Annotated in this window: 24 protein-coding genes and 1 tRNA gene; 13 read left to right on the forward strand and 12 right to left on the reverse strand. The window is 67.6% G+C overall.

The features are described 5' to 3' along the window. Position 1 precedes the first annotated feature (1 nt). Entirely contained in the window at positions 2–1,036 is a 1,035-nt protein-coding gene (locus ACSVDM_RS15785; protein ID WP_357150975.1) for an aspartate-semialdehyde dehydrogenase, read from the forward strand. Between the two features lie 47 nt (positions 1,037–1,083). Here the strand turns inward: ACSVDM_RS15785 and ACSVDM_RS15790 are convergent, their stop codons facing one another. Both ACSVDM_RS15790 and ACSVDM_RS15795 read right to left on the reverse strand, forming a co-directional pair. After that, on the reverse strand, positions 1,084–2,424 hold the full coding sequence (locus tag ACSVDM_RS15790; protein WP_439265755.1) for a serine hydrolase domain-containing protein: 1,341 nt from the start codon (positions 2,422–2,424) through the stop codon (positions 1,084–1,086). 49 nt (positions 2,425–2,473) lie between these two features. Beyond that, complete coding sequence (locus tag ACSVDM_RS15795; protein WP_439265757.1) at positions 2,474–3,712, reverse strand: APC family permease; 1,239 nt, start codon at positions 3,710–3,712, stop codon at positions 2,474–2,476. 708 nt (positions 3,713–4,420) lie between these two features. On the opposite strand from ACSVDM_RS15795, the gene ACSVDM_RS15800 reads away from it, so the two are divergent. Continuing rightward, positions 4,421–5,083, forward strand: coding sequence for an arsenate reductase ArsC (locus tag ACSVDM_RS15800; protein WP_439265759.1), 663 nt, complete (start codon positions 4,421–4,423; stop codon positions 5,081–5,083). On the opposite strand, the gene atzF is transcribed toward ACSVDM_RS15800, so the two are convergent. After that, a complete protein-coding gene (gene atzF / locus ACSVDM_RS15805) occupies positions 5,040–6,725 on the reverse strand; it encodes an allophanate hydrolase (RefSeq protein ID WP_439265761.1) in 1,686 nt (561 codons plus the stop codon). The two genes, ACSVDM_RS15800 and atzF, sit on opposite strands and share 44 nt — an antisense overlap. A gap of 8 nt (positions 6,726–6,733) precedes the next feature. After that, entirely contained in the window at positions 6,734–7,426 is a 693-nt protein-coding gene (locus tag ACSVDM_RS15810) for a GntR family transcriptional regulator (protein WP_225281445.1), read from the reverse strand. 181 nt (positions 7,427–7,607) lie between these two features. Here ACSVDM_RS15810 and ACSVDM_RS15815 point away from each other — a divergent pair, with 181 nt between their 5' ends. Then, positions 7,608–7,748: a hypothetical protein gene (locus ACSVDM_RS15815; protein WP_439265763.1), complete on the forward strand. Its 141-nt coding sequence runs from the start codon at positions 7,608–7,610 to the stop codon at positions 7,746–7,748. 69 nt (positions 7,749–7,817) lie between these two features. Further along, on the forward strand, positions 7,818–8,522 hold the full coding sequence (locus ACSVDM_RS15820) for a DUF3800 domain-containing protein (protein WP_439265765.1): 705 nt from the start codon (positions 7,818–7,820) through the stop codon (positions 8,520–8,522). A gap of 168 nt (positions 8,523–8,690) precedes the next feature. On the opposite strand, the gene ACSVDM_RS15825 is transcribed toward ACSVDM_RS15820, so the two are convergent. The 3 genes from ACSVDM_RS15825 to ACSVDM_RS15835 all read right to left on the reverse strand — a co-directional run bounded on the left by ACSVDM_RS15825 (position 8,691) and on the right by ACSVDM_RS15835 (position 11,046). Continuing rightward, positions 8,691–8,764: transfer RNA gene (locus ACSVDM_RS15825), tRNA-Pro, on the reverse strand. A 143-nt stretch (positions 8,765–8,907) separates the two neighbouring features. Continuing rightward, a complete protein-coding gene (locus ACSVDM_RS15830) occupies positions 8,908–10,044 on the reverse strand; it encodes a hypothetical protein (RefSeq protein WP_439265767.1) in 1,137 nt (378 codons plus the stop codon). A gap of 39 nt (positions 10,045–10,083) precedes the next feature. Continuing rightward, the gene (locus ACSVDM_RS15835; RefSeq protein ID WP_067494510.1) at positions 10,084–11,046 is read right to left on the reverse strand and encodes a metallophosphoesterase; all 963 of its coding nucleotides are present in this window, start codon (positions 11,044–11,046) and stop codon (positions 10,084–10,086) included. Positions 11,047–11,180: 134 nt separating this feature from the next. On the opposite strand from ACSVDM_RS15835, the gene ACSVDM_RS15840 reads away from it, so the two are divergent. Continuing rightward, complete coding sequence (locus ACSVDM_RS15840) at positions 11,181–11,645, forward strand: GatB/YqeY domain-containing protein (RefSeq protein ID WP_067494932.1); 465 nt, start codon at positions 11,181–11,183, stop codon at positions 11,643–11,645. A 51-nt stretch (positions 11,646–11,696) separates the two neighbouring features. Here the strand turns inward: ACSVDM_RS15840 and ACSVDM_RS15845 are convergent, their stop codons facing one another. Further along, a complete protein-coding gene (locus ACSVDM_RS15845; protein ID WP_439265770.1) occupies positions 11,697–14,075 on the reverse strand; it encodes a penicillin-binding protein in 2,379 nt (792 codons plus the stop codon). 371 nt (positions 14,076–14,446) lie between these two features. Here ACSVDM_RS15845 and ACSVDM_RS15850 point away from each other — a divergent pair, with 371 nt between their 5' ends. Then, complete coding sequence (locus tag ACSVDM_RS15850; protein ID WP_019044565.1) at positions 14,447–14,770, forward strand: WhiB family transcriptional regulator; 324 nt, start codon at positions 14,447–14,449, stop codon at positions 14,768–14,770. A 99-nt stretch (positions 14,771–14,869) separates the two neighbouring features. Here ACSVDM_RS15850 and ACSVDM_RS15855 read toward each other — a convergent pair whose 3' ends face one another. After that, a complete protein-coding gene (locus ACSVDM_RS15855) occupies positions 14,870–16,000 on the reverse strand; it encodes an ArsA family ATPase (RefSeq protein ID WP_439265771.1) in 1,131 nt (376 codons plus the stop codon). Next, complete coding sequence (locus ACSVDM_RS15860; protein ID WP_439265773.1) at positions 15,997–17,034, reverse strand: ArsA family ATPase; 1,038 nt, start codon at positions 17,032–17,034, stop codon at positions 15,997–15,999. The genes ACSVDM_RS15855 and ACSVDM_RS15860 overlap by 4 nt, the downstream gene beginning before the upstream one ends. A gap of 59 nt (positions 17,035–17,093) precedes the next feature. On the opposite strand from ACSVDM_RS15860, the gene ACSVDM_RS15865 reads away from it, so the two are divergent. The 3 genes from ACSVDM_RS15865 to ACSVDM_RS15875 are packed head-to-tail and all read left to right on the forward strand — an operon-like array spanning position 17,094 to position 18,523. Then, a complete protein-coding gene (locus ACSVDM_RS15865; RefSeq protein WP_110038224.1) occupies positions 17,094–17,255 on the forward strand; it encodes a DUF4177 domain-containing protein in 162 nt (53 codons plus the stop codon). 2 nt (positions 17,256–17,257) lie between these two features. Further along, positions 17,258–17,719, forward strand: a complete 462-nt coding sequence (locus tag ACSVDM_RS15870) for a RidA family protein (protein ID WP_067494498.1) — start codon at positions 17,258–17,260, stop codon at positions 17,717–17,719. Between the two features lie 9 nt (positions 17,720–17,728). After that, positions 17,729–18,523 carry an MBL fold metallo-hydrolase gene (locus tag ACSVDM_RS15875; protein WP_439265776.1) on the forward strand — a complete coding sequence of 265 codons (795 nt, stop codon included), beginning with the start codon at positions 17,729–17,731 and terminating at the stop codon, positions 18,521–18,523. Between the two features lie 163 nt (positions 18,524–18,686). Here the strand turns inward: ACSVDM_RS15875 and ACSVDM_RS15880 are convergent, their stop codons facing one another. Both ACSVDM_RS15880 and ACSVDM_RS15885 read right to left on the reverse strand, forming a co-directional pair. After that, positions 18,687–19,361, reverse strand: a complete 675-nt coding sequence (locus ACSVDM_RS15880) for a Crp/Fnr family transcriptional regulator (RefSeq protein WP_040703546.1) — start codon at positions 19,359–19,361, stop codon at positions 18,687–18,689. A 157-nt stretch (positions 19,362–19,518) separates the two neighbouring features. Then, on the reverse strand, positions 19,519–19,761 hold the full coding sequence (locus ACSVDM_RS15885; protein ID WP_067494492.1) for a hypothetical protein: 243 nt from the start codon (positions 19,759–19,761) through the stop codon (positions 19,519–19,521). A 234-nt stretch (positions 19,762–19,995) separates the two neighbouring features. On the opposite strand from ACSVDM_RS15885, the gene nth reads away from it, so the two are divergent. The 4 genes from nth to ACSVDM_RS15905 all read left to right on the forward strand — a co-directional run bounded on the left by nth (position 19,996) and on the right by ACSVDM_RS15905 (position 23,338). Then, entirely contained in the window at positions 19,996–20,676 is a 681-nt protein-coding gene (nth, locus tag ACSVDM_RS15890; protein WP_157101786.1) for an endonuclease III, read from the forward strand. 38 nt (positions 20,677–20,714) lie between these two features. Next, entirely contained in the window at positions 20,715–21,317 is a 603-nt protein-coding gene (locus ACSVDM_RS15895; protein WP_439265801.1) for a redoxin family protein, read from the forward strand. Between the two features lie 40 nt (positions 21,318–21,357). Then, complete coding sequence (locus ACSVDM_RS15900; RefSeq protein WP_439265778.1) at positions 21,358–22,077, forward strand: NUDIX hydrolase; 720 nt, start codon at positions 21,358–21,360, stop codon at positions 22,075–22,077. Between the two features lie 67 nt (positions 22,078–22,144). Then, on the forward strand, positions 22,145–23,338 hold the full coding sequence (locus tag ACSVDM_RS15905; protein WP_439265780.1) for a MarP family serine protease: 1,194 nt from the start codon (positions 22,145–22,147) through the stop codon (positions 23,336–23,338). Positions 23,339–23,621 lie beyond the last annotated feature (283 nt).

Consider the following 23,621-nt stretch of genomic DNA (forward strand, 5'->3'; position numbering starts at 1 on the left):
CATGGGTGTGCGTGTAGGTGTTGTCGGCGCGACCGGTCAGGTCGGCGCCGTCATGCGCAAGCTGCTCGAGGAGCGCAACTTCCCGGCCGACGAGGTGCGCTTCTTCGCGTCCGCGCGCTCGGCCGGTAAGACACTGCCGTGGCGCGGCGGCGAGATCGTCGTCGAAGACACCGAGACCGCCGATCCGTCGGGTCTCGACATCGCGCTGTTCTCCGCCGGGGCGACCATGTCGCGGGTGCAGGCGCCGCGCTTCGCCGCCGCCGGTGTCACTGTCATCGACAACTCCTCGGCCTGGCGCAAGGATCCCGATGTGCCGCTGGTGGTCTCGGAGGTCAACCCCGAAGTCACCCGCTCGCTGCCCAAGGGCATCATCGCCAACCCGAACTGCACGACCATGGCCGCGATGCCGGTGCTCAAGCCGCTGCACGACGTGGCGGGCCTGCAGCGTCTGATCGTGTCGTCGTACCAGGCGGTGTCGGGTTCCGGGCTGGCCGGTGTCGAGGAGCTCGCCTCGCAGGTGCGCGCGGTGGCCGCCGACGCCGAGAAGCTGGTGCACGACGGTTCGGCCGTCGACTTCCCCGCCCCGAACAAGTACGTGGCGCCCATCGCCTTCGACGTGATCCCGCTCGCGGGCGCGCTCGTGGACGACGGCTCGGGTGAGACCGACGAAGACCAGAAGCTGCGCAACGAGAGCCGCAAGATCCTCGGCCTGCCCGACCTGCTGGTGAGCGGCACCTGTGTGCGCGTGCCGGTGTTCACCGGGCACTCGCTGTCGATCAACGCCGAGTTCGCCGAACCGATTTCGGTGCAGCAGGCCCAGGAGTTGCTGGCGAAGGCGCCGGGCGTGCGGTTGGTCGACGTGCCGACTCCGCTGGCTGCCGCCGGTCAGGACGATTCGCTCGTCGGGCGCATTCGTCAGGATCCGGGTGTGCCGAACGGGCGGGGCCTCGCCCTGTTCATCTCGGGCGACAACCTGCGAAAGGGCGCCGCGCTGAACACGATTCAGATCGCGGAAGTTCTGCTGAACAACCGCTGACAGGTACTTTCCGAAGCCGGGTCACCCTGCGGGGTGGCCCGGCTTTGTCAGCGGATGCCGGGGGTTCGGGGGTCGTTGCCTACGCAGGCGAGGATGGCGCAGCCGGGGGGAATGCTGGCGAAGGGGGCGGCAAGGGGTTGGTTGAGGCAGTTGAAGACGGTGCAGCCGGGGTAGGCGCCGGGGCCGATGCCGAAGACGGCCAACAGGATTTCGGCGTCTACCAGGGATTTCGGGTCGAAGTTCAGGGGTGGTTCGACGTAGGGGGCGGGCGTCGGGACGGGGGCGTCGGTGACGGCGGCGAAGAGGCGGCGAAAGAATTCGTGGGGGAGTTCCTCGGCGTGGGCGAGGATGCCGCTCGGGCCGTATGCGGAGATGTTGCCGAAGGCGCCGGTCCACATCACCATCATGTCCAGCTCGGGCAGGAAGAAGACGTTCTGCAGGGCCAGGCCAGACATGAAAAACGTATTGTCCGGCAGGAATTCGGGTGACTCGTTGCACCCGGCGCCCACCCAGAACAGGTAGCCGTAGCAGGGGTTCTGCTTCGACGGTGTGCGCGCTCTGCGCAGGTAGTCGGCCGAGATCACCTGCTCGGCGCCCCAGCGCCCGTCGTTGGCGACGAGCAGGCCCACCTTGGCGAGGTCGTCGGGCGGCAGCATCAGGTGGGCATAGCCGTAGGTGTGCCCGGAACGGTCACGCGCCCAGTAGTAGTCGGAGGCGGGGATGCCGAGCGGGTCGAAAAGCTCGCGCTGCGCGAACTGCTGCAGCGGTTCGCCGACCGCCAATTCGATGACATACGACAGCAAGTCGACATTGCGCTGGCTGTAACTGAAGGCCGTGCCCGGCGGGTTCGCCAGCGGGACGGCCAGCGCCTGCACCGCGCTGTTCGGGTCGACGGGCACCACGGCGGTGATGCCCTCGGTGAGCACACCGACCTTCATGCCGGAGGTTTCGGTGAGCAGGTGTTCCACGGTGATCGACCGGTGCGTCGCATCGCCGAGACCAGGTGGCAGGTAGCGGTCGATAGGGGCGTCGATGACGAGTTTTCCTTGGTCCGAAGCGATTCCGGCGAGCATGGATGTCACCGATTTGGTGACGCTCCAGATGTTCCACGCCACCTTGCCGGTCTCATGATTGCGCAACCCCTCACCGACCAGGCAGTTGTGCCGGAACACCTGCACATTGAGCCGGTTGCGGGTGGCCGCGAACTGCAGTGCCTCGGTGAGTTTCGCCGAATCGAGGCCGACCGCTTCGGGTTCGGCGCGTTCCAGGTCGCGGGCGGAGGTCACCTCGCACGTGGTCGTCGGTGCGCTCTGGGCGGGGGCGGCGAACAGCGTCGCCGATACCAGCGCCGTGACGAATACCCCTGCGAGAACACCCCTGATTCGCATAATTCGAGGTTAGTTCGCTCGTGGCGCCGTAACCCGTAAAGCGAGGCCCCTAACCCGCGGGTATGTTCCGCCGCACTCCGTATACCGCCGCGCCGAGGGCGAGAACCGCGAGTCCGGCCAGCACCGAGCCGATCGGCAACGAGAAGCCGACCACCACACAGCCGAGCGCACCGACCACCGGAACCCACCGCGCCGGACGGTTTTCGGCAGTGCTCAGGGTGGCGGCCGAGAGATTGGCGATCAGGTAGTAGGCGAGCACCGCGAACGAGGAGAACCCGATGGCGGCGCGCAGGTCGACGGTCGCCGCGAGCACGGCGACCACCGCACCGACGGCGAGTTCGGCGTGGTGCGGCACCGAATAGCGCGGATGGACGGCGGTCAAGGTGGCGGGCAGATGCCCGTCGCGCGCCATCGCCAGCGTGGTGCGCGAGACGCCGAGGATCAACGCCATCAGCGAGCCGGCCGCCGCGAGCACCGCCCCGACCCGCACCACCGGCGCCAGCCACCCGGCGCCCGCGGCCTCGACGACGCGGGCGAGCGGGTCGTGCGCGGCGGCCAGACCGCCGGAGCCGAGCGTCAGCAGGGCGGCCACCGCGACCAGCGTGTACACCGCGAGGGCACCGGCGAGTGCCAGCATGATCGCCCGCGGGATGGTGCGTTGCGGGTCGCGTACTTCCTCGCCGAGGGTCGCGATGCGCGCGTACCCGGCGAAGGCGAAGAACAGCAGCCCGGCCGCCTGCAGCACGCCGTACAGGCCGGTCTCGTCATCGAGAACGATTGCCGCCGAATGATTCCCACTGACCCCGGCCACCACGACAGTCGCGAGCACGGCGAGCACCGACCCCACGATCACCCGCGTGGCCAGCGCCGACTTCTGCACACCCACATAGTTGATGCCCGTGATGACGACCACCGCCGCCACCGCGACCACGTGCGCGTGTTCGGGCCACGCGTAGCTGCCGACCGTCAACGCCATCGCCGCACACGAGGCGGTCTTCCCGACCACGAACCCCCAGCCGGCCAGGTACCCCCAGAACGGTCCGAGCCGCTCCCGTCCGTACACGTACGTCCCGCCCGACACGGGATAGAGCGCGGCCAGCCGGGCCGAGGACTGGGCATTGCAATAGGCGACGACGGCCGCGATGCCCAGGGCGAGCAGCATCCACGACCCGGCCGCACCGGCGGCGGGACCGAGCGCGGCGAACACCCCGGCACCGATCATGGCGCCGAGCCCGATCACCACACAGTCGCGCAGACCGAGACCCCGCGTCAGCTCCATGGACACCATCGTCGAGCATCGCGGCCACCGGCGCGACCCGAGAAACGACGAACGCCGCCAGGTCGATGAGGGTGACCTGGCGGCGTTCGCGAGTCGAACGGATCGCGTGGGACGATCCGGTCAGGGTGTCGACGCCCCACAAGCGCCTCTCGGCGAGTGGTCGCTCGTAGCGACAAAGGGGTGAGGCCCGGGGCTGTTCGGACGCCGACAGTGGTGTTCAACCGGTGCGCCCCGCGAACTATTCCGGGATCCGGGTGGTGACGCTGCTCACTGCCCGAGGAGGTCGGGGCGCGGAGCTGTTCGGCTCCGCGCCGTTGTGCGTGTCAGAAGTTGCTGAACCAGTACAGCAGGCTCGCCAGCAACCAGACGATCATGGTCTCCATCGTCGTACTCCATCTCTTCGGTCCTTCCATTCTCGCCGAGAACCGACAAGTTGTTCTTAAGAACCTCTAGAGACCCAGGTCGCATTCTTTTCTCGGGCACCGGGAGCAACCGGGTCCGGCAGGTCTCGAGGGGTGATCAGCCGGACCCGGCGGTGTAGCCGGAGGGTGGCTCTTCCAGACGCTGAAGACGAACTGCCGACGGTAACCACACCGAGGACTACAACCGAAGCCGCTTCCGATGGGGTGTCACAGGAGGATATCGGCCGGGCCGGTCGACGAGGGGTGAGCGGCCCGGTCGTTTGCGTTACGTGGACAGTGCGGTAAGGGTTGAGGAGTGGTCGACATAACCGAGCACTCCGATGCCCTTGATCGTGCCGAAGAACGGTTGCGTGAAGAGTTCGCGACAATGTTCGATCCGGCGACGATCCACCAGTTCCTCCACAGTTCCTACGAGGATTTCGCGGCACGAGCGACGGTGACGTTGTATCTGCCGTTGCTGGCCGAGCGGTTCGCCGCCCAGCGCCTGAACGCCGTCGCCAAGATCGAAGGCAAGGTGGCCAAGCCGCGGCCGACCGTGCTGTTCCTGTGCACCCACAACGCGGGCCGTTCCCAGATGGCGCTCGGCTACTTCGAGGCGCTCGCCCTGAACCGCGCCGTGGCCTGGTCGGGCGGATCGGTGCCCGGTGGGCAGCTCAATCCGGCGGCGGTCGCCGCGATGGCCGAGGTGGGGATCGACATCTCCCGCGAATACCCCAAGCCGTGGACCGACGAGATCATCCGCGCCGCCGACGTGATCGTCACCATGGGCTGCGGTGACACCTGCCCGCTGGTTCCCGGCGTGCGCTACGAGGAATGGATCATCGAGGACCCCGCCGGTCTCGAGGTGGAGCAGGTGCGACCCATCCGCGACGATATCGGCCGCCGCGTGACGGGTGTGCTCGCCGAACTCGGGATCAGCGTTCCCGCAGATACCGTGGCCAAGATCCATAGCGCGTGATGTCGGTGGCGGCCACGGCCGCGTCGTAGGTGCAGGCGAAGCCCACAACTGTTGTGCCGTCGGATAATTCGATGCTCGTCAAGGCCATGGGTGCGGGTAGGTCGGCGAGGAAGCGGCCGAGTGCGCCGGGGGAGAGCAGGAACAGTTCGCCTGCGATGGGGGCGCCGAGGCCGTCGCCGTGGCGGACCAGGCCCGGTTTCGGCGGGGTGGTGTCCAGGGCGGTGAGGCGGTAGGCGTCGCTGGTGGTGATCTCGCCCGCGAAGCGGGCGCCCAGGTCTTCCAGCTGCCAGTGCAGGGGTTGGCCGCGCAGGTGGGCGCCGAAAACAGCTAGGGGCACACCGGTTTTCACCAGCAGGGGCGCTGGGGTGCCGGTGACGAGTGCGGCGAGGTCGATGGCGATCTGGTCGGCGAAGGTGGGGACAACCACCATCACGCCGAACGGGAGACCGGCGGTTGTCGTGGCGCCGGGGACGGCGACGGCGGCGAGGTCGAGGAGGTTGCAGAAGTTGGTGTAGGTGCCGAGGCGGCGGTTGATCGTCAGCGGATCGGCCTGCACTGCCGCGATGGTGGGGTGCTCGGTGGTTGTCGGCAGGAGCAGGCCGTCGTAGTCGGCGAGTAGGGCTTTGGCCTCCGCACGGATTTTGGCGAGGGTGTCGAGGTCTGTGGCGAAAGTATGCGCGTCCAGATGCTTTGCCGCACTGATGATGCCTGCGACGGTCTTGTCCAGGCCCTTCGCGCCTTTGTCGACGAATTCACCGACCGCCGCATAGCGTTCGGCGACGATGGCGCCGTCGTAGAGGAGGCGGGCGGCATCGAGTAGTGGAGTGATGTCCACCTCGGCAATCTGGATGCCCTGATTGCGCAGGGCCGCAACTGTTTCGGCGAAAGCGGCGCGGTATTCGGTGCTCAGCGGGCTGAGGTCGTGGGGGATGGCAAGTTTGCGGGTGCCCGCCAAGGGGACATCCGCGGGCCAGGTGCGGCTGCGTGGGTCGCGCGCGTCCGGGCCCGCCATGATCGCGGCGGCCGTGACGGCGAGGTCGAGCGTGCCTGCGAAGACGGTGACGGCGTCGTAGTCGGCGCAGGCCGGGACCACACCGTGGGCCGGGATGATGCCGAGACTCGCCTTGATCCCGACGATGCCGTGGAAGGCGGCCGGGACACGGCCCGAACCGGCCGTATCGGTGCCGATCGCGATATCGGCGATGCCGAGGGCCACCGCGACGGCCGAACCGGAACTCGAACCGCCGGAGACCAATTCGGGATGTCCGGCGTGGCGGACCGCGCCGTACGGGCTGCGGGTGCCGACCAGGCCGGTGGCGAACTGATCGAGGTTGGTCTTGCCGAGGATCAGTGCGCCCGCGTCCGCCAGTCGCCGCACGGCCGAGGCGGTTTCGGTCGGCGTGTAGGCGAACTCGGGGCACGCGGCGGTGGTCGGCAGGCCCGCGACATCGACATTGTCCTTCACCGCGAGGAGCAAGCCCGCCAACGGGAGCTCGGCGCCGTCGGCAAGCCTTCGCTCCAATTCCCGTGCCTCGGCGTCGAGTTCGCTTTGCGGGCGCAATGTGATCCAGACTTCCGGCCTGTCGACCTCGGCGATCCGCTGATAAGCGGAGGCGACCCGGGTGGTGGGGGATTCGGGCATCGGTTCCTCTATTCGCTCATGGACATGGCGGCGATCGCCCGCGAGATCCGCTCGAGTACGACATCGAGCGAATCACCGATGTGGGTGTGCAGCAGCCGATGTGCGCGGGGAAGGTCCCGCGCGAACACGGCGTCGAGGATGCCGAGATGCTCGCTGATCGTCGTCTCGATCCGGTTGTTGATCATGAAGTCGTACATCCGCACATGCCGGATCCGGGAGTTCACCGCCACCAGCGCGCGCACCAGTTCCGCATTGCCCGCCGCCGTCAGCAGGGCGACGTGGAATTCCTCGTCGACCACGACGAACCCCGGTTCCTTGGCGGGCGGGTCGGCCTGCAGGGCCAGCCAGCGCTGCTGTTCGGCCCGCAAGCCCTCCTCGTCGTGGGTGAGGTCCGGGTTGTCCATGATCCGGGTCATCCCGCCGAGTTCGAGGGTGAGCCGCAGTTCGTACAGATCCCGAATCCGCGCGACACTCGGCCGCACCGGACTGAACCCGAACTCCTCCCGCTGGAGTAGCCCGTCCGAGCACAGCATCGTCAACGCTTCCCGCACAGGCGTCCGCGACATCCCGAACCGCGCCGAAAGCTTCGGCTCGGTGAGCCGCTCCCCGAACCGGATATCCCCGTTCATCAACTCCCCACGCAAGGTGGAATACACCACGTCACGCAGCGATTCCCCCGCGGTACCCACCCTTGTCGACATGCCTGTATACGCTAGGCACCCCGAATTTCTATCAAGTGACAGAAAGTAAGCACCACGTTATCCCTTCCTCACACCTCACCACCCGCCCCACCCCACCGAGAGCACTTCTCAACCACCCCTCAACACCCCCGTACCCCCCACCGACACACACCGAGCGCACCCTTCTCACAGAGGAGGGCCCATGAATAACTCGACCGCGATCCTGGCACTCATCCTGAGCCTGATAGCCATCACCGCCATCACAGTCTGGTGGCCCAACCCCGCCGACCGCCAAGGTCACCGATCGCGTCCGGCGACCGGCACCGAGCGGATCGACGAGTAGCGAATCCCGGTCGGCCCCGGGATCGAGATTGTGTGCCGAAAGATTGCCCACTGATGGAATACTCGCCGGGTGCTGCTGGCCTTCCTGGACGAGTCATACGACAAGGGTGAGTACTGGATAGCCGCTGTTGTCTGTCCTTCTGCTGAAATACTCGGTCTGGCAGCACGACTGGACGCCGTTGTCATGAAGGCGACGGGGACCTGGGGCACGAGTGAACGGGCCGAGCTGCACGGCAACGATCTCGTTCAGGGAAAGCACGATTGGGCGCCTATCGCCCGGCAGGTCCGCGCGCGAATCGGTGTGTACAGGGATGCGCTGCGGGCTACTGCGGACACCCGCGGCCTCCTCGTCATGCTCCAAGGTGTCGATCGTCAGGCGCTGGAAGCGCGGTACGAAGTTCCCTGGCACCCGCACCGGGTCGTGTTGGAGCGTCTGCTCGAGCGGTTGAACGACGAGGCGGTTCGCCAGGGTCTACCTATCCTCGTTATCGCGGACGAAGTAGACGGCCACGACGGTCACCGTAAGAGCCTGTGGGAATACCAGCACATCGGGACCGGTGGCATCGACGGCCGCATGCTGACGAACGTGGCCGACACGATCCACTTCGCGCCCTCATGCGACAGCCGTCTGCTCCAAGCCGCTGACCTGGTGTCCTACATGCACTATCGGATGCGTCGAACACAAGTCTCGGACGAGCGAGCTAAGAAGGCGAATGAGATGCTCTGGTCACTGATCGAACCGAACGTCTGCTCGGTACACATCTGGAAGCCCTGAAACGCACGACGACCCCGCCGTAAGGCAGGGTCGAAGGCTAATCGGAGTCGTTGGACATCCTGTGTTCAGTTTAGCAAACCGCGTATGTAAAGGACGAGGTGCAGGTATGCAAAAAGCCTCTGGCCAGGTGAACCCGGTCAGAGGCTTTTTGGTGTCTCAACCAACACGTCGGGGTGACAGGATTTGAACCTGCGACCTCTTCGTCCCGAACGAAGCGCGCTACCAAGCTGCGCCACACCCCGTGAGGCGAACCTGAAGTAGCTTACAACGTGGGGGTGGGAAACGTTAAATTGGCTGGTCAGGTGGGGTTAGAGGGCACGGATGGAGCTGAAGATGCGTTTGGCGGTCGCGGGGTCTATGGCGTCGGGGACGCCGGTGTCGGCGATCATGACCATGACGAAGCTGCCGTCTTTGGTGCCTTTGAAGGCGTAGGTGTAGATGGCGAAGGTGGGGCGCAGCCGGGTGTGGGGGTGGGGACGGTGCCGGTGGTTTCGGTGAACATGCCGGTGGTTGTGCCGTCGATCGAGGTGAGGGGTTCGGCGGGGTGGGGTGTGCCGGTGGCGCCGCCGTAGGCGAGGCGGGCCGCCTTGGTGCCGAGTTCGGCGCCTGCCGCGGCGTGGTCGGTTTGTTTTGAGCCGGTGAGCAGGGACATGGTTCGGGTGGAACCGGGGCAGTAGTCGCGGCCGTCGGTGGCGTAACCCTTGCCGATCACCGTGTCGCCGGGCGGTTCGCCGACCCCGCCGATGGTTGTTTCGGTCGCGACCTTCCAGCCGGGTGGGACGTCGTAGGCGGCGCCGCGGTCGGGGGCGGCGACAACCTGGTAGCCCTCGATGAGCGGGGTCTTGCCGGCTGCCGCACCCGTCGGCGAGGGGGTGGTGGATTTCGGCTTGGTCGACGACGGGGCCGGTGAGGTGGTCAGGGCGCTGACCATCGATGGGGTGCTGGTGCCTGCCGTCGAGGATGCCTCGTCACCGGACAACGCGACGGCCGTGATCGCGACTCCGCCCAGCAGCAGCGCCGCCACACCCGCAGCCACCCAAACCCAAGCCTTCCCACCGGATTTCGGGCCGCCGGGAATGGACTGCCCGTAAGGCTGCACCCCGTAATGCTCGAGCGACGGAACCTCACCGTACTTCTGCACGGGCTGCTGTCCCCATGAGCCGGCCTGTCCCGCACCGTGATTCCACTGCGCGTTCGGCTGCGCCCCGAATCCCGGTGCGCCCCATTGCGACTGCGCGGGAGGCTGCCCGGCAATCCAATGCTGCCCTCCGGGCGCTGCCCACTGCCCTTGGCTCGCCTGCGCGGCGGGTCCCGCCTGGCTCGGAAAAGCACCGGGATCCTGCCAAACCTGCGGCCCAGCTGGATTCCACGGCGTCGGATCCGGCAGCCCGGGCGGCGGCCCGGACCCGTCCCACCGCAAGGTCGGCGGAAGACCCGCGCCTCCCGGCGCCCACACCGCCGTGGGATCGGCTGGTTGCGCGCCGGGGTCGCCGGACAGGTTCGGATCGTCGGATGCACTCACGGCCGCCCCCTCGAGACAAGAATCGTTCGGGGGACGACCTTAGCGGGCGACGGCCTGCGAGGCCGAGATGCCGTGTCCCGCATCGGCGGCCGGACGCTTCGGGGGCGCGCCGACCAGCGTGAGCAGGGTGGCTTCGGGGCGGCAGCAGAAGCGGTAGGGCGCCCAGGGTGAGGTGCCGATGCCGGCCGACACGTGCAGCTGGGTGTGCGCACCCCACTGCGACGGACCCTTCACCCGCGACTTGTCGATACCGCAGTTGGTGACCAGCGCGCCGTAACCGGGCACGACCAGCTGACCGCCGTGGGTGTGACCGGCGAGCACCAGGTCGTAGCCGTCCTCGGCGAAACGGTCGAGCACGCGCGGCTCGGGGGAGTGGGTGAGGCCGATGCTCAACTGCGCCAACTGGTTCGGCGCGCCTGCCACGGTGTCGTAGCGGTCGCGCTGCAGGTGCGGGTCGTCGACGCCCGCGGTGGCGATGCGGATGCCCGCGACCTCCAGGTCGCGGCGGGTGTGGGTGAGGTCGAGCCAGCCGCGTTCGGTGAACGCGGCGCGCAGATCCTGCCAGGGCAGCGGGTCACCGTACACACGGCGATGATCCTTGTCGAAATACTTCAGCGGATTCTTCGGAACCGGCGCGAAATAGTCGTTGGAACCGAACACGAACAAGCCGGGACGGGCCAGCAGCGCACCGAGGGATTGCACAACGGCGGGCACGGCCTTGGGGTGGGAAAGATTGTCACCGGTATTCACGACCAGGTCGGGTTCGAGGCGGTCGAGTTCGCGCAGCCACTGCTGTTTGAGTTGCTGACCCGGCATCATGTGCAGGTCGCTGAGGTGCAGAATGCGCAGGGTCGGCGACCCGGGTGCGAGCACCGGCATCGTGGCCTCACGCAGGACGAACGCGTTCCGTTCGATCAGAGTGGCGTAACCGATGCCTGCGACGGCGGCCCCGGCGGCTCCCAACGCGGTTCGGCGGACAGCGGTCGTCGAGATAACGGGCATTTGCCCAGCATAGGTGACCTCCTCCCGGATCGGCGCGTGTGTTTCCGCACAAGAGTCGCCGAATTTCACCCGGATGTATCTGTCGGTGTCGAAATGTGATGGGAGTTTTCGGGCGTTCGGGCTACCGTGACCCCATGTCGGAACTGAAAGCACAGCTGCGCGCGGATATGACTTCCGCGATGAAAGCCAAGGACAAACTGCGTCTGTCGACCCTGCGGATGCTGCTCGCCGCGATCCAGAACGCCGAGGTCTCCGGAACGCAGGCGCGCGAACTGTCCGATACCGATGTGGTGGCCGTCCTGCAGAAGGAAGCCAAGAAGCGCAACGAGTCGGCGACGGTCTACGAGCAGAACGGCCGCGGTGAACTGGCCGCGAACGAGCGCGCCGAGGAAGCGATCATCGAGGAGTACCTGCCGACGCAGCTGACCGAGGCGGAGCTGGCCGAGGTGGCCGATACCGCCATCGCCCAGGTCGCCGAGGAACTCGGTGAGCGGCCCGGAATGCGGCAGATGGGGCAGGTCATGAAGGCCGCGACGGCACTCGCGAACGGCCGGGCCGACGGCTCGCGGCTGTCGGCGGCGGTCAAGTCCCGCCTGTAGGACCGAACGACAAGGGCCGCCGTCCGGACTGGACGGCGGCCCTTGTCGTGTCTAGCGCGGCACCGGGATCGGGATCGGTGGCAGACGCGGAATCTGCGGCAGACCCGGGATGGCCGGCGGCGGCGCGGCGGGCGGCGGCGTGGTCGGCACCGGCACCCGGACCGACCCGTCACTGATGTAGATCGTGACGACCGAACCCGGAATGGCCGAACCGTTCGGCGAGCTACCCATCACCGTGCCCTTGGGCTGCGAGCCGGGGCTGGTCACCGCCGACACCTGGAAACCGGCGCCGACCAGGATCGAGGTGGCCTCGCCCTGCGACTTGCCCGCCACGTCCGGCACCTGGGAGTTGTTCGCGCCGCGCACGTACTTGTCGTCCAGCGGCGGCAGGGCGGGCGGCGGGAACCGGTCGATCACCGGCTTGATCGCGCCGAACCAGGTGCGGGCGGGCTCGTTACCACCGAACAGGCCGTTGGCGTCGCTCGCGCCGCAGTTGCGCAGCGGGAACGAGCAGATCTCGCCGGGGGTCGGGCTGTCGCCGTACACGTAGACCGACGAGGCGAGCGAGTTGGTGAAACCGAGGAAGGCCGAGGAGCGGTGGCTTTCGGTGGTTCCGGTCTTGCCGGACATCGGCGCGTTCCAGCCGTTGGCCCGGGCCGCCGCGGCGGCGGTACCGGAGGTGTCGTCCTTGCTCATGGCGTTGGCGAGGGTGTTGGCCAGACCGGGGTCGACCACCTGTTCGCAGGCCTGCTGGGTGAGCGGCACGGTCTTGCCCTGCCGGTCGATCACCTCGCGGATCGGCGAGGGCGGGCACCACTTGCCGCCCGAGGCGAGCGTGGCGGCCACATTCGACAGCTCGAGCGGGTTGATGGCGAACGGGCCGAGGGTGAACGAACCCATGTTGTTGTTCTTGATGTGGTCGGCCAGGCTCGTGTTGCCGTGCCCGGAGGTGCCGGGCTGGGTGTAGGCGCGCATGCCGAGGCGCACGGCCATGTCGACCGCGGCGGAGACGCCGACGTCCTGGATCATCTTGACGAACGTGGTGTTCGGCGAGGTGGCCAGCGCGTCGGTGACCGACATCGAACCCGGGTAGTTGCCCGCGTTCTTCACACACCAGGAGTCGGCGGGGCAGCCGGGCGAGTTGCTGTAGCCCATGCCCTTGGCCGCGTACACGCTCGGCACGTCGACCTGGGCGTTGATGCCGAGGCCCTTCTCCATGGCGGCGGCGGTGGTGAACAGCTTGAAGATCGAGCCCGCGCCGTCACCGGCCAGCGAGTACGGCTGGCCGAGCAGCGTCTCGTTGGCGTCGCGGTTGAGGCCGTAGGTGCGGCTCGACGCCATCGCGAGCACGTGGTGTGCGTCCTGACCGGGGGAGACCACCGACATGACCTCGGCGATGTTCTCGAGATCCGGTGGTGCGTGCTCGGTGACCGACCGCTTCACCGATTCCTGCAGCACCGGGTCGAGGGTGGTCCTGATCAGGTAGCCGCCCTTGTCGATCTGTTCGCGGCTGATGCCCGACTCGGCCAGGTACTGCAGGGCGTAATCGCAGAAGAAACCCTTGTCCTGGGCGGCGATGCAGCCGCGTGGCAGACCTTTGGGCTCGGGCAGCACGCCGAGCGGTTCGGTCTTGGCCTTGCGGAACTCCTCGGCCCGGCTCGGGATGTTCTGGATGAGCGTGTCGAGCACGGTGTTGCGGCGGTCGGTGACGCCCTGGACGTTGGTGTAGGGGTTCAGCTTGGAGCTGGACTGCACCATGCCCGCCAGCATCGCCGACTGGGTGATGTTCAGGTCGGCCGCGTCGACACCGAAGTAGGTCTGGGCGGCGTCCTGGATGCCGTAGGAACCGTTGCCGAAGGGCACCAGGTTCAGGTAGCGGGTGAGGATCTCGTCCTTGGACAGCTCGCGGTCGAGGGTGAGCGCCATCCGGATCTCGCGCAGCTTGCGCGCGGGGGTGGTCTCGATGGCGGCGCGGCGTTCGGCGTCGGTCTTGGCGACGACGAGCAGGTTGAAGTTCTTCACGTACTGCTGATCCAGCGTCGAGGCGCCCTGCTGCACCTCACCGGAGGACGTGTTGGTCAGGAACGCGCGCAGCGTGCCCTGCCAGTCGACACCCTTGTGGTCGGCGAAGCGCTTGTCCTCGATGGACACGATCGCCAGCTTCATGTTGTTCGAGATCCGATCGCTCGGCACCTCGAACCGTCTCTGCTCGTAGAGCCAGGCGATGGGTGTCCCGTTGGCGTCGACCATCGTCGAGACAGCCGGGACGGTGCCCTCCACCAGCTCGGCTGACACGTTGTCGACGGCATCGGCGGCCCGGTTGGAGATGAACCCGAACCCACCGGCCAAGGGGAACAACAGCCCGGCGACTAGCACGGCGGCCAGCGCGCAGCTGCCGGCCAGCCTCGCAAGCGTTTGAGTGATCGGCACCGGTCCAGACTAAAGGGTGGCGTGTCGAGGGACACGGTCTGCTGGCCGACGTCAGTTGTCCGCCCGGTGCCAGGGGGGTTGCTCGGGCGTGTCAACAAAATGATCACATCGGCGTGTCGCGGCCGGGCACGCCGGTGAACAGCGCCGCTGCGGCGTCGACACGCGATTTGAATGGACGCCCGTACCAAAAAATCGGCGGCCGGTCTTGCGTAACGGCCATACCTTTACCTAGATTGAGAACCCAGTGTGATAGAGCTAACACTCAAAGTGGAATGTGGTGCGGAACGCAGCGGTAGTTGGGTTGCTGTGATCCGCGCTCGCGATTCTGGAGCGCCGCACAACGGTGTTCGGACTGCAAAGGGGCACATCAAATGCACATCACAACCCCCATCGCTCGACTGGATGTAGAGCAGGCCGAGGCAAGGATCGCTTGGGTTGCCCAGGCGCGATGCAAGGAAGTGGACCCGGATCAGCTCTTCGTGCGCGGTGCGGCGCAGCGCAAGGCGGCCACGATCTGCCGTCATTGCCCGGTATTGATGCAGTGTGGCGCCGATGCCCTCGACAACCGGGTGGAATTCGGCGTGTGGGGCGGCATGACCGAACGCCAGCGACGAGCGCTGCTCAAGCAGCACCCCGATGTGACCTCCTGGGCCGACTTCTTCCAGGCTCAGCGACAGCACCAAGTGGCCATCTGACACAGCGGATACCACAACGGCGCCGAGACCGCTGGGTTTGCGGGATCGGCGCCGTTGGCGGGTACTACCGCCGAAGCAAGCGATAGCCGATATGTCTGATTAGGAAGCGGCTTTGCCGGTCAGCTGATCGCCGACCGCACGCAAGGCGGTGAGGTCGGAGACCTCGAACGGCAGCGCGGTCACGGACACGATCGGGACCTTGGGATGCGCCCCGGTGAACCGGTGCAGCAGCCGTTGCTCCCGTTTGGCGGTGGCTACCCGCTCGGCATGGATGCGCAACACCGAGGCGGTGAGCGGGTCGGTGTCGGCGAGCTGATCGGCGGCGGTCAGCGCGTGATCGCCGGACAGGCTCGTCAGCACAGGATGCGTGCGGTTGAGCACCAGACCGGCCAGCGGCATCTGCTCGGTCGACAACCGGTCGACGAAGAACGACGCCTCCCGCAGCGCGTCCGGCTCGGCCGCGGCGACGACGAGGAAGTGGGTGCCCGGCTTGGCCAGCATCGCGAAGGTGCGTTCGGCCCGGTCCTGGAAACCGCCGAACAGCGACTCCAGCGACTGCAGGAACGTCGAGGCGTCCTTGAGCATCTGCCCGCCGACGATCGTCGACACCCCGCGCATGGCCAGGCTCATCGCTCCCGTGACGAACCGGCCGACACCGCGACCCGGCGCCATGATGAGCCGGATCATCTTCCCGTTGAGGAACGTGCCGAGCCGTTTGGGCGCGTCGAGGAAGTCGAGGGCGTTGCGCGAGGGCGGGGTGTCGACCACGATCAGGTCCCACTCCTTGCGCGCGGCCAACTGCCCCAGTTTCTCCATCGCCATGTATTCCTGCGTGCCACCGAACGACGACGCCACCGTCTGATAGATCGGGTTGGCGAAGATCTGCTCGGCCTTCTCGGGGCTGGTGTGCTCGAGCACCATGTCGTCGAAGGTGCGGCGCATGTTCAGCATCATCGCGTGCAGTTCGCCCGGCACCTCGGGGCCCAGCTCAACGCGCTGCGGTGAGTTGTCGAGTTCGGCGACACCGAGCGACTGGGCGAGCCTGCGCGCCGGGTCGATGGTGAGCACCACGACCTTGCGGCCCGACTCCGCCGCGCGCAACGCGATCGACGCGGCGGTCGTCGTCTTGCCGACACCGCCGGAACCGCAGCACACGATGACCTTGGCCTGCGGGTCGGCGATGATCTCGGCGACATCGAGGGGAGGCGGGGTGGTCACACGGTCGTTCATCGCACTCCCTGCGCGGATAGCTGTTCGGCCAGTTCGTAGAGCCCGCCGAGATCCATGCCGTCGCTCAGCGCGGGCAGGTGCAGCTGGGGGACATCGACCTCGGCCAGTTCGGCGGCGCTCGCGTCCTGGGCGGTGAGCATCGTCGCGTGGTCGGTCGCTTCGGTGATCAGGCCGGCGAAATCCTTGTCGGACAGGGTGATTCCGGCCTTGGTGAGACCGGCGGCGATCGCGGCGGTGTCGAGTTCACCGCGCACGGCGGCGACCCGGTCGGCGGGCGCGAGCTGACCGGCGGCCGCCCGGTTGACGATCACCGTGCCGATGCGCAGATCATTCGCGGTGAGTTCGGCGACCGCGTCGGCGGTCTCCTGCACCGGCAGCGCCTCGAGCAACGTCACCAGGTGGATCATCGTCTGATCCGAATGCAGCAGCTTGGAGACGCCCTCGGCCTGCGAGGCGATCGGGCCGCCCTTGGCGATCTCGGCCATCGCCTGCGTGACGTCGAGGAACGACGCGATCCTCCCGGTCGGCGGCGAATCGACGACGATGTCGTCGTAGGCGGGCTTGCCGTCCTTGCCGACGCGCACCGCGCATTCCTTGATCTTGCCGGTGAGGATCACATCGCGCAGACCGGGCGCGATGGTGGTGACGAACTCGATGGCGCCCATCCGGCGCATCGCCCGTCCCGCGAAACCGAGGTTGTAGAACATGTCGAGGTATTCGAGGAAGGCGTACTCGGTGTCCAGCGCCAGCGCCACCACCTCGCCGCCACCGTCGGCGGTGGCGATCTGGGTTTCGGTGGGTGGCAGCGGCGGCCGGTCGAACAGCTGCGCGATGGACTGGCGGTTCTCGACCTCCACCAGCAGCACCTTGCGTCCCCCTGCGGCCAGGGCGAGGGCGAGCGCGGCCGAAACCGTCGACTTGCCGGTGCCGCCCTTGCCTGTCACGTAATGCAAACGGGCCTTGACCGCGCGCTCTGGCCACCCGGTCGTCGGCTCGGGAACCGAGGAAACCGGCTCTGCTGTTGGTGCTCCCACGTCGCCGAGCCTATAACCCGTTTCGCGGGGATGGTCGGGGTGAGCCCTAAACTCACACCATGAGTGAAGTCACCCTGTGGGAGTACGCGACCGTGCCGCTGTTGACGCACGCGACCAAGCAGATCCTCGATCAGTGGGGCGCCGACGGCTGGGAGCTGGTCACGGTGCTGCCCGGACCGACCGGCGAACAGCACGTCGCCTACCTGAAGCGGCGGAAGTAGTCGTGGCCACCGCGTGGAAGGACGCGCTCGACCGGCTCGGGGTCACCCTGCCGCCGGTCGCCGCACCCGTCGCGGCCTACATCCCGGCGATCCGCACCGGTTCGCTGGTGTACACCTCCGGTCAGCTGCCGTTCGTCGACGGTGAACTGTCGGCGGTCGGCAAGGTCGGCGCCGAGGTCGATGTGGAGCAGGCCAAGGAGGCCGCGCGGCTGTGCGCGCTCAACGCGCTCGCGGCGGTGCACGATCTCGTCGGGCTCGACCAGGTCGTTCGGATCGTGAAGGTCGTCGGCTTCGTCGCCTCCGCACCGGGGTTCACCGATCAGCCGATCGTGATCAACGGTGCCTCGGAGTTCCTCGGTGAGGTGTTCGGCGAGGCGGGCGTGCACGCGCGTTCGGCCGTCGGCGTCTCCGAATTGCCCAAGAACACGCCCGTCGAGGTGGAACTGATCGTCGAGGTCGGATAGGTAGCCGTCATGGCACTGGAACATCCCGCGTACGGCCAGGTCAGGCCGGTCACGCCGACCGCGTCGGTGCTGCTCGCCGACAACCCGTCCCAGATGACGCTCGACGGGACGAACACCTGGTTGCTACGCGGACCCGGCAGCGACGACTATGTGGTCGTCGATCCGGGCCCGAAGGACAAGAAACACACCGCCGACATCGTCGCGGCCACCGGTGGGCGCATCGTGCTCACCCTCATCACCCATCACCACCCTGACCACACCGGCGGCATCGATCACCTGGTGAAAGCCACCGGGACGCCGGTGCGGGCGGTGGATCCGAAGTACCTGCGCGGCACCGTGACTCCGCTGGCCGACGGTGAGGTCATCGAGGCGGCGGGGCTGCGGATCACCGTGCTCGCGACGCCGGGCCACACCGGCGACTCGGTGAGTTTCCTGCTCGACGACGCGGTCGTCACCGGCGACACGGTGCTCGGTCAGGGCACAACGGTGCTCGAATCGTCGGGTGGTGCGCTCGCCGCGTTCCTGTCGTCGCTGGAGCTGCTGCTCGAGCACGGCGCGGGCAAGGCGCTGCTGCCCGCCCACGGCCCCGATCACCCCGATGCCGAGCCGGTGGTGCGGTACTACCTGAACCACCGCCGCGAACGGCTCGACCAGGTCCGGGCGGCGCTGGTGGAGCTGGGCTCCGACGCGGGCGCTCTCGCGGTTGTCCGCAAGGTGTACGCCGATGTGGACAAACGCCTGTGGCCCGCGGCGCGGAGCTCGGTGCGGGCCCAGCTGGAATACCTGCGGGCCGAGAAGGGCTGACCGCTTCCTGATCGCCGGCACCGCACGTGCCGGCGATCAGGTCGTGCGCGGGAACGCCGAAGTCCCGGCATGACGGAACCGCCGTGGTGTGGACGAGGCCCTCATCCTCATGAGCCACACGCAGCGGACCGCCGTACCGGGACGGCAGACGAATCTCCGAACGTCAGCGCGCGCGACGCGCGAGGCGCTCCGAATCCGAGATCAGCACGCTCTTGCCCTCGAGACGCAGCCAACCGCGATGTGCGAAGTCGGCGAGCGCCTTGTTGACGGTTTCGCGCGAGGCACCGACCAGCTGGGCGATCTCTTCCTGGGTCAGGTCGTGTGTCACGCGCAGCGCACCGGCCTCCTGCGTGCCGAAACGCTGTGCCAGCTGCAGCAGCGCCTTGGCCACACGGCCGGGCACGTCGGTGAAGATGAGGTCGGCGAGGTTGTTGTTGGTGCGGCGAAGGCGTCGGGCAAGCACGCGCAGCAGCTGCTCAGCGATCTCGGGACGCTGATCGATCCACGACTTGAGTGCGTCGCGGTCCATCGTGACGGCGCGGACCTCGGTGACCGTGGTTGCGGTCGAGGTACGCGGACCCGGGTCGAAGATCGACAGTTCACCGAACATGTCGGACGGACCCATGATGGTCAGCAGGTTTTCCCGGCCGTCGGGGGAACGTCGACCGATCTTCACCTTGCCCGTCGTGATGATGTACAGCCGATCGCCGGGTTCGCCCTCGTTGAAGATGACGTGGCCGCGCGGAAAATCTACGGGCTGCAGCTGCTTGGCGAGCGCGGCCACCGCGGTGGGCTCGACGCCTTGGAAGATGCCTGCTCTGGCGAGGGCCTCGTCCACGAATGTGCTCCTTATGGGATATGGCTTGCGAACCTGGTCGAGCGAATCGACCAACAGCGCAGTCTACGCGGCATTACGGCAGCACAGTGACAGACACCACGTAAAGAGTGGATTGCGCGAGCCGCGACACTGTGTCGGCGGGGAATGAGGAGATGGTTCAGCTGGCCCGGGCGACGTCCATGTCCGGGGTCCGTGTGCGGCGCTTGCGCACCCGCGCGACCGCGGCGGGAAGCCCGAGCTTGGTCAGTTCTTTCACTTCGGCGTTGCTGGCGTTGTCCAGGTACTGCTGAACCTCTTCATCGGGTTCGAGAAGTTTGCGGAGCCGATTCTCGACCCGCTCCATCCCCAGCGCGAACAGCATCAACAGCACTGGGAAGAGCACCACAGCGAGTCCTTGCATGACAGGCAGTAAACACGGTCCAGGTCTCAGATGGAACACAGGTGCCCAACTCGGTCGCGCAATGTTGTCGGACCGGTTCCGTATGGTGGTGCGGTGCCCGTTTCCCCCGCAACCGCCGCCGCAGGCGACGCCGTTCCGGTGCCGGTGACCACCGGGATCACGGCGGCCCGCAAACGCAAGAATCGCGCTATAGCTGCGGAAACGCGGATCGGAACGGTCCGTCGTGCCCGCCGGATGAACCGCACGCTCGCCGAGGCTTTCCCGGACGCGCACTGCGAGCTCGACTTCACGACTCCACTGGAATTGGCGGTCGCGACGATCCTGTCGGCCCAGTGCACCGACGTCAGGGTGAACCTCACCACTCCCGCGCTGTTCGCCAAGTACCGCACCGCCCGCGACTATGCCGAGGCCAACCGCGTGGAGCTGGAGGAATTCATCCGGCCCACCGGCTTCTACCGCAACAAGACCAGCGCGCTGATGGGCCTGGGCCAGGCGCTGGTGGAGCAATACGACGGTGAATTGCCTCACACCCTCGACCAGCTGGTGAAGCTGCCCGGCATCGGGCGCAAGACGGCCAACGTCATCCTCGGCAATGCCTTCGATGTGCCGGGTATCACGGTCGACACCCATTTCGGCAGGTTGGTGCGCCGCTGGGGGTGGACCGCGGAGGAAGACCCGGTGAAGGTCGAGCACGCGGTCGGCGAGCTGTTCGAGCGCAAGGACTGGACGATGCTCTCGCACCGGGTGATCTTTCACGGTCGCCGCGTGTGCCATGCGCGCAAACCGGCCTGCGGCGCGTGCGTGCTGTCCAACGACTGCCCCTCCTTCGGTGCCGGGCCGACCGATCCCGCCGTGGCCGCCGAGTTGGTGAAGGGGCCCGAGCGCGATCACCTGCTGGAAATGGCCGGGCTGTGAGCGAGGCCTCCCCGCTCGCCCGGCCCGGCGTTCGCTGGATGCTCGCCGCACTGATTCTCGTCGTCGCGGCGACGGTGGCCCTGTGGCCGCGCGAGGAGTCCGGCTCCACCGAAACTCGCAAAACTTCGCAACAGGAGTCGGGCGTGTCGGCCGCCGAACGTGCCGCCGCCGGTTTGACAGCCTGTCCCGTCGCCGCCCCTGGCACCTCGGGTTCGGGACCGCTGGCCGGGCTCACTGTCGGCTGCCTCGCCGATGGGACGCAAGCCGACCTGGCCGCCGCCCTCGCGGGCAAGCCCGCACTTCTCAATCTTTGGGCCTACTGGTGTGGTCCGTGTGCCACCGAGCTTCCTCACCTGCAGGAATTCGCGCAGCGGGCGGGCTCGGCGCTCACCGTCCTCACCGTGCACAGCGATCCCGACGAGGCGAAGGCGCTGGCCCGGCTCGCCGGTCTCGGCATCACTTTGCCCGGCGTCTCCGACCCGGCGGCCGCGGTGCGCGGCGCGGTCGGCGCGCCGCCGGTACTCCCGGTTTCGGTGTTGCTGCGCGCGGATGGCAGCGTGGCGAGTGTGGAGGTGCGAACCTTCGCCGACGTGACCGACATCGCCGATACGGTCGCCGCGAAGCTCGGTATCACGGTATGACAGACAGCGTTGTGTGGTGGCAGGCGAAGAGGATGACAGCGTGAACGGTGTGGCGAGACTGGACGACTCCGGGATTCCGGCCTGGCTCCACCCGGCGACGAGGCACGGCGGCCCCGATGCCGACGACACCCTCGCCACCTCCCGCGCCCTGCGCCGCGCCATGTCGATCACCGGCAAACCGAGGCGAGCGGCGGTACTCGTGCTGTTCGGCGGCTCTGCCGACGGCGGCCCCGGCGCCCCACCCGCCGACGCCGAGGTGCTGCTCACCCAGCGCGCCTCGACCATGCGTCAGCACCGCGGCCAGGTCGCCTTCCCCGGCGGCGCCGAGGATCCCGGCGACGACGGTCCGGTCGGCACCGCCCTGCGCGAAGCCGTGGAGGAGACCGGTCTCGACCCGTCGGGCGTGCAGCCCTTCGCGACCCTGCCCACCCTGTTCGTACCGCCGTCGAAGTTCGACGTCACCCCCGTGCTGGCCTGGTGGCGGGAGCCGAGCGACGTGCGGGTCGTCGACCAGGGCGAAACCGAACGGGTGGTCCGGGTGCCGCTGAGCGAATTACTCGATCCCGCACACAGATTCATGGTGCGTGGCAGTCTCGGCTACCAGAGTCCCGCCTTCCAGGTCGACGGCATGCTGGTGTGGGGACTCACCGGCGGTATCCTCGCCGGCATCATCAAAACTGCTGGGTGGGAACGAGACTGGGATCGGGGCGACGTGCGTGATCTGGAGAGCTCGCTGGCTGCGGTCGGAATGACCCTGTGAGCGCGCGGCACATCGGCACAGCTGCCATCGTCGTCAGGTCGGAGCCGAACGTCTGCGAGGCGCAAGCATGAGCGCCTCGGTGTGGCTCGATATCGCGGTGGTGCTGATCGCGCTGGTCGCGGCGTCCACCGGGTGGCGGCAAGGGGCGGTGGCCTCGGCGCTGGCGTTCTTCGGCGTCGCGCTCGGTGCCGTCGCGGGCATTCTGATCGCACCGCACATCCTCAAGCACCTCAGTGAGGGCCGCAGCCGGGTACTCGGCGGCATCCTGCTGATCGTGCTGTTGGTGATCGTCGGTGAGGTCGCGGGCATGGTCCTCGGCCGGGCCGCCCGCTCCGGTATCCGGCATCCGTTCGCGCGCAGCGTCGACAGCGGTGTCGGCGCGGTGCTGCAGGCGCTCACGGTCCTGGTCGCCGCCTGGCTGATGGCATTGCCCCTGGCCACGGCCTCCCAACCAGGTGTGGCTGCCGCCATCAACGGTTCACGGGTGCTCGCCGACGTGAACGCCGTTGCCCCCGCCTGGTTGCGCAAGCTGCCCAACGAGTTCTCCAAACTGCTCAACACCTCCGGGCTTCCGGATGTCATCGGACCGTTCGGCCGCGCGCCCATCGCCGCTGTCGAACCCCCCGACCCGAGCGTTCTGGCCAGCCCCGTCGCCGCCTCGTTGCAGCCGAGTGTGCTGCGCATTCGTGGTGTCGCCCCGAGCTGCCAGCGCGCGCTGGAAGGTTCCGGCTTCGTCGTAGCGCCGGAGCGAGTGATGACAAACGCGCACGTTGTCGCAGGCACCACCAGCGTGTCGGTCGATACCGCACGCGGACCGCTCGATGCCAACGTTGTGCTGTTCGACCCCTCAAAGGACATCGCGGTCCTAGCGGTCCCCGGCCTGACTTCGCCGGTGATTCCGCTGGCACCCACGCCCGCCGCCTCCGGCGAGAGCGCGATTGTGCTCGGTTACCCCGGCGGTGGGCCATACACCGCCAGCGCGGCCCGCGTCCGCGAAACCTTGGACCTGACCGGCCCGACAATTCATCGCGACGGAACTGTCGAACGCGAGGTCTACACAGTTCGCGGCCAGGTCCGCGCAGGCAACTCGGGCGGCCCCCTGGTCGACACCGAAGGCCAGGTCCTGGGCGTCGTCTTCGGCGCCGCCGTGACCGACGACGACACAGGCTATGTACTGACCCTCGACGAGGTCGCCTCAGAGCTGGCAGCCGCCGGCGTCAGCAACGCTTCAGTCGACACAGGAGCCTGCGTATTGAGCTGAGGCGAACAATTGGGAACCCGCTAGGTGAAGTCCTGAGTGATGCGCGCCCGGGTGGGGTTCCCAGCAGTCCGCCATGACCGCACTCCCAACCCCGCACGACCCGACCTCCAGGAGGGTCCGCCGCGAAGCGGCGCAGCGGCCCGGCCGCGCGAACAGCGCTCGAAGCGCATGCGCGAAGCGCGAGTCTCGAGCGCTGTTCGCGCGGCCCCCCAGGGGCCGCGCTCGAGCGCGCCAGCGCTCCAAAAATACAGCCCAATACCTTTGTGGTGCACAAAACACCGAG

Origin of the sequence: Nocardia sp. JW2, assembly GCF_051843015.1 — a bacterium.
Lineage (GTDB): Bacteria > Actinomycetota > Actinomycetes > Mycobacteriales > Mycobacteriaceae > Nocardia > Nocardia coubleae.

What these genes read in the sequence shown, in the direction of transcription:
- ACSVDM_RS15785 (WP_357150975.1), top strand. Translation starts at nt 2, where the DNA reads ATGGGTGTGCGTGTAGGTGTTGTCGGCGCGACCGGTCAGGTCGGCGCC.
- ACSVDM_RS15790 (WP_439265755.1), bottom strand. Translation starts at nt 2,424, where the DNA reads ATGCGAATCAGGGGTGTTCTCGCAGGGGTATTCGTCACGGCGCTGGTA.
- ACSVDM_RS15795 (WP_439265757.1), bottom strand. Translation starts at nt 3,712, where the DNA reads ATGGTGTCCATGGAGCTGACGCGGGGTCTCGGTCTGCGCGACTGTGTG.
- atzF (WP_439265761.1), bottom strand. Translation starts at nt 6,725, where the DNA reads ATGCCCGAATCCCCCACCACCCGGGTCGCCTCCGCTTATCAGCGGATC.
- ACSVDM_RS15810 (WP_225281445.1), bottom strand. Translation starts at nt 7,426, where the DNA reads ATGTCGACAAGGGTGGGTACCGCGGGGGAATCGCTGCGTGACGTGGTG.
- ACSVDM_RS15815 (WP_439265763.1), top strand. Translation starts at nt 7,608, where the DNA reads ATGAATAACTCGACCGCGATCCTGGCACTCATCCTGAGCCTGATAGCC.
- ACSVDM_RS15835 (WP_067494510.1), bottom strand. Translation starts at nt 11,046, where the DNA reads ATGCCCGTTATCTCGACGACCGCTGTCCGCCGAACCGCGTTGGGAGCC.
- ACSVDM_RS15840 (WP_067494932.1), top strand. Translation starts at nt 11,181, where the DNA reads ATGTCGGAACTGAAAGCACAGCTGCGCGCGGATATGACTTCCGCGATG.
- ACSVDM_RS15850 (WP_019044565.1), top strand. Translation starts at nt 14,447, where the DNA reads ATGCACATCACAACCCCCATCGCTCGACTGGATGTAGAGCAGGCCGAG.
- ACSVDM_RS15855 (WP_439265771.1), bottom strand. Translation starts at nt 16,000, where the DNA reads ATGAACGACCGTGTGACCACCCCGCCTCCCCTCGATGTCGCCGAGATC.
- ACSVDM_RS15865 (WP_110038224.1), top strand. Translation starts at nt 17,094, where the DNA reads ATGAGTGAAGTCACCCTGTGGGAGTACGCGACCGTGCCGCTGTTGACG.
- ACSVDM_RS15875 (WP_439265776.1), top strand. Translation starts at nt 17,729, where the DNA reads ATGGCACTGGAACATCCCGCGTACGGCCAGGTCAGGCCGGTCACGCCG.
- ACSVDM_RS15885 (WP_067494492.1), bottom strand. Translation starts at nt 19,761, where the DNA reads ATGCAAGGACTCGCTGTGGTGCTCTTCCCAGTGCTGTTGATGCTGTTC.
- nth (WP_157101786.1), top strand. Translation starts at nt 19,996, where the DNA reads ATGAACCGCACGCTCGCCGAGGCTTTCCCGGACGCGCACTGCGAGCTC.
- ACSVDM_RS15895 (WP_439265801.1), top strand. Translation starts at nt 20,715, where the DNA reads ATGCTCGCCGCACTGATTCTCGTCGTCGCGGCGACGGTGGCCCTGTGG.
- ACSVDM_RS15905 (WP_439265780.1), top strand. Translation starts at nt 22,145, where the DNA reads ATGAGCGCCTCGGTGTGGCTCGATATCGCGGTGGTGCTGATCGCGCTG.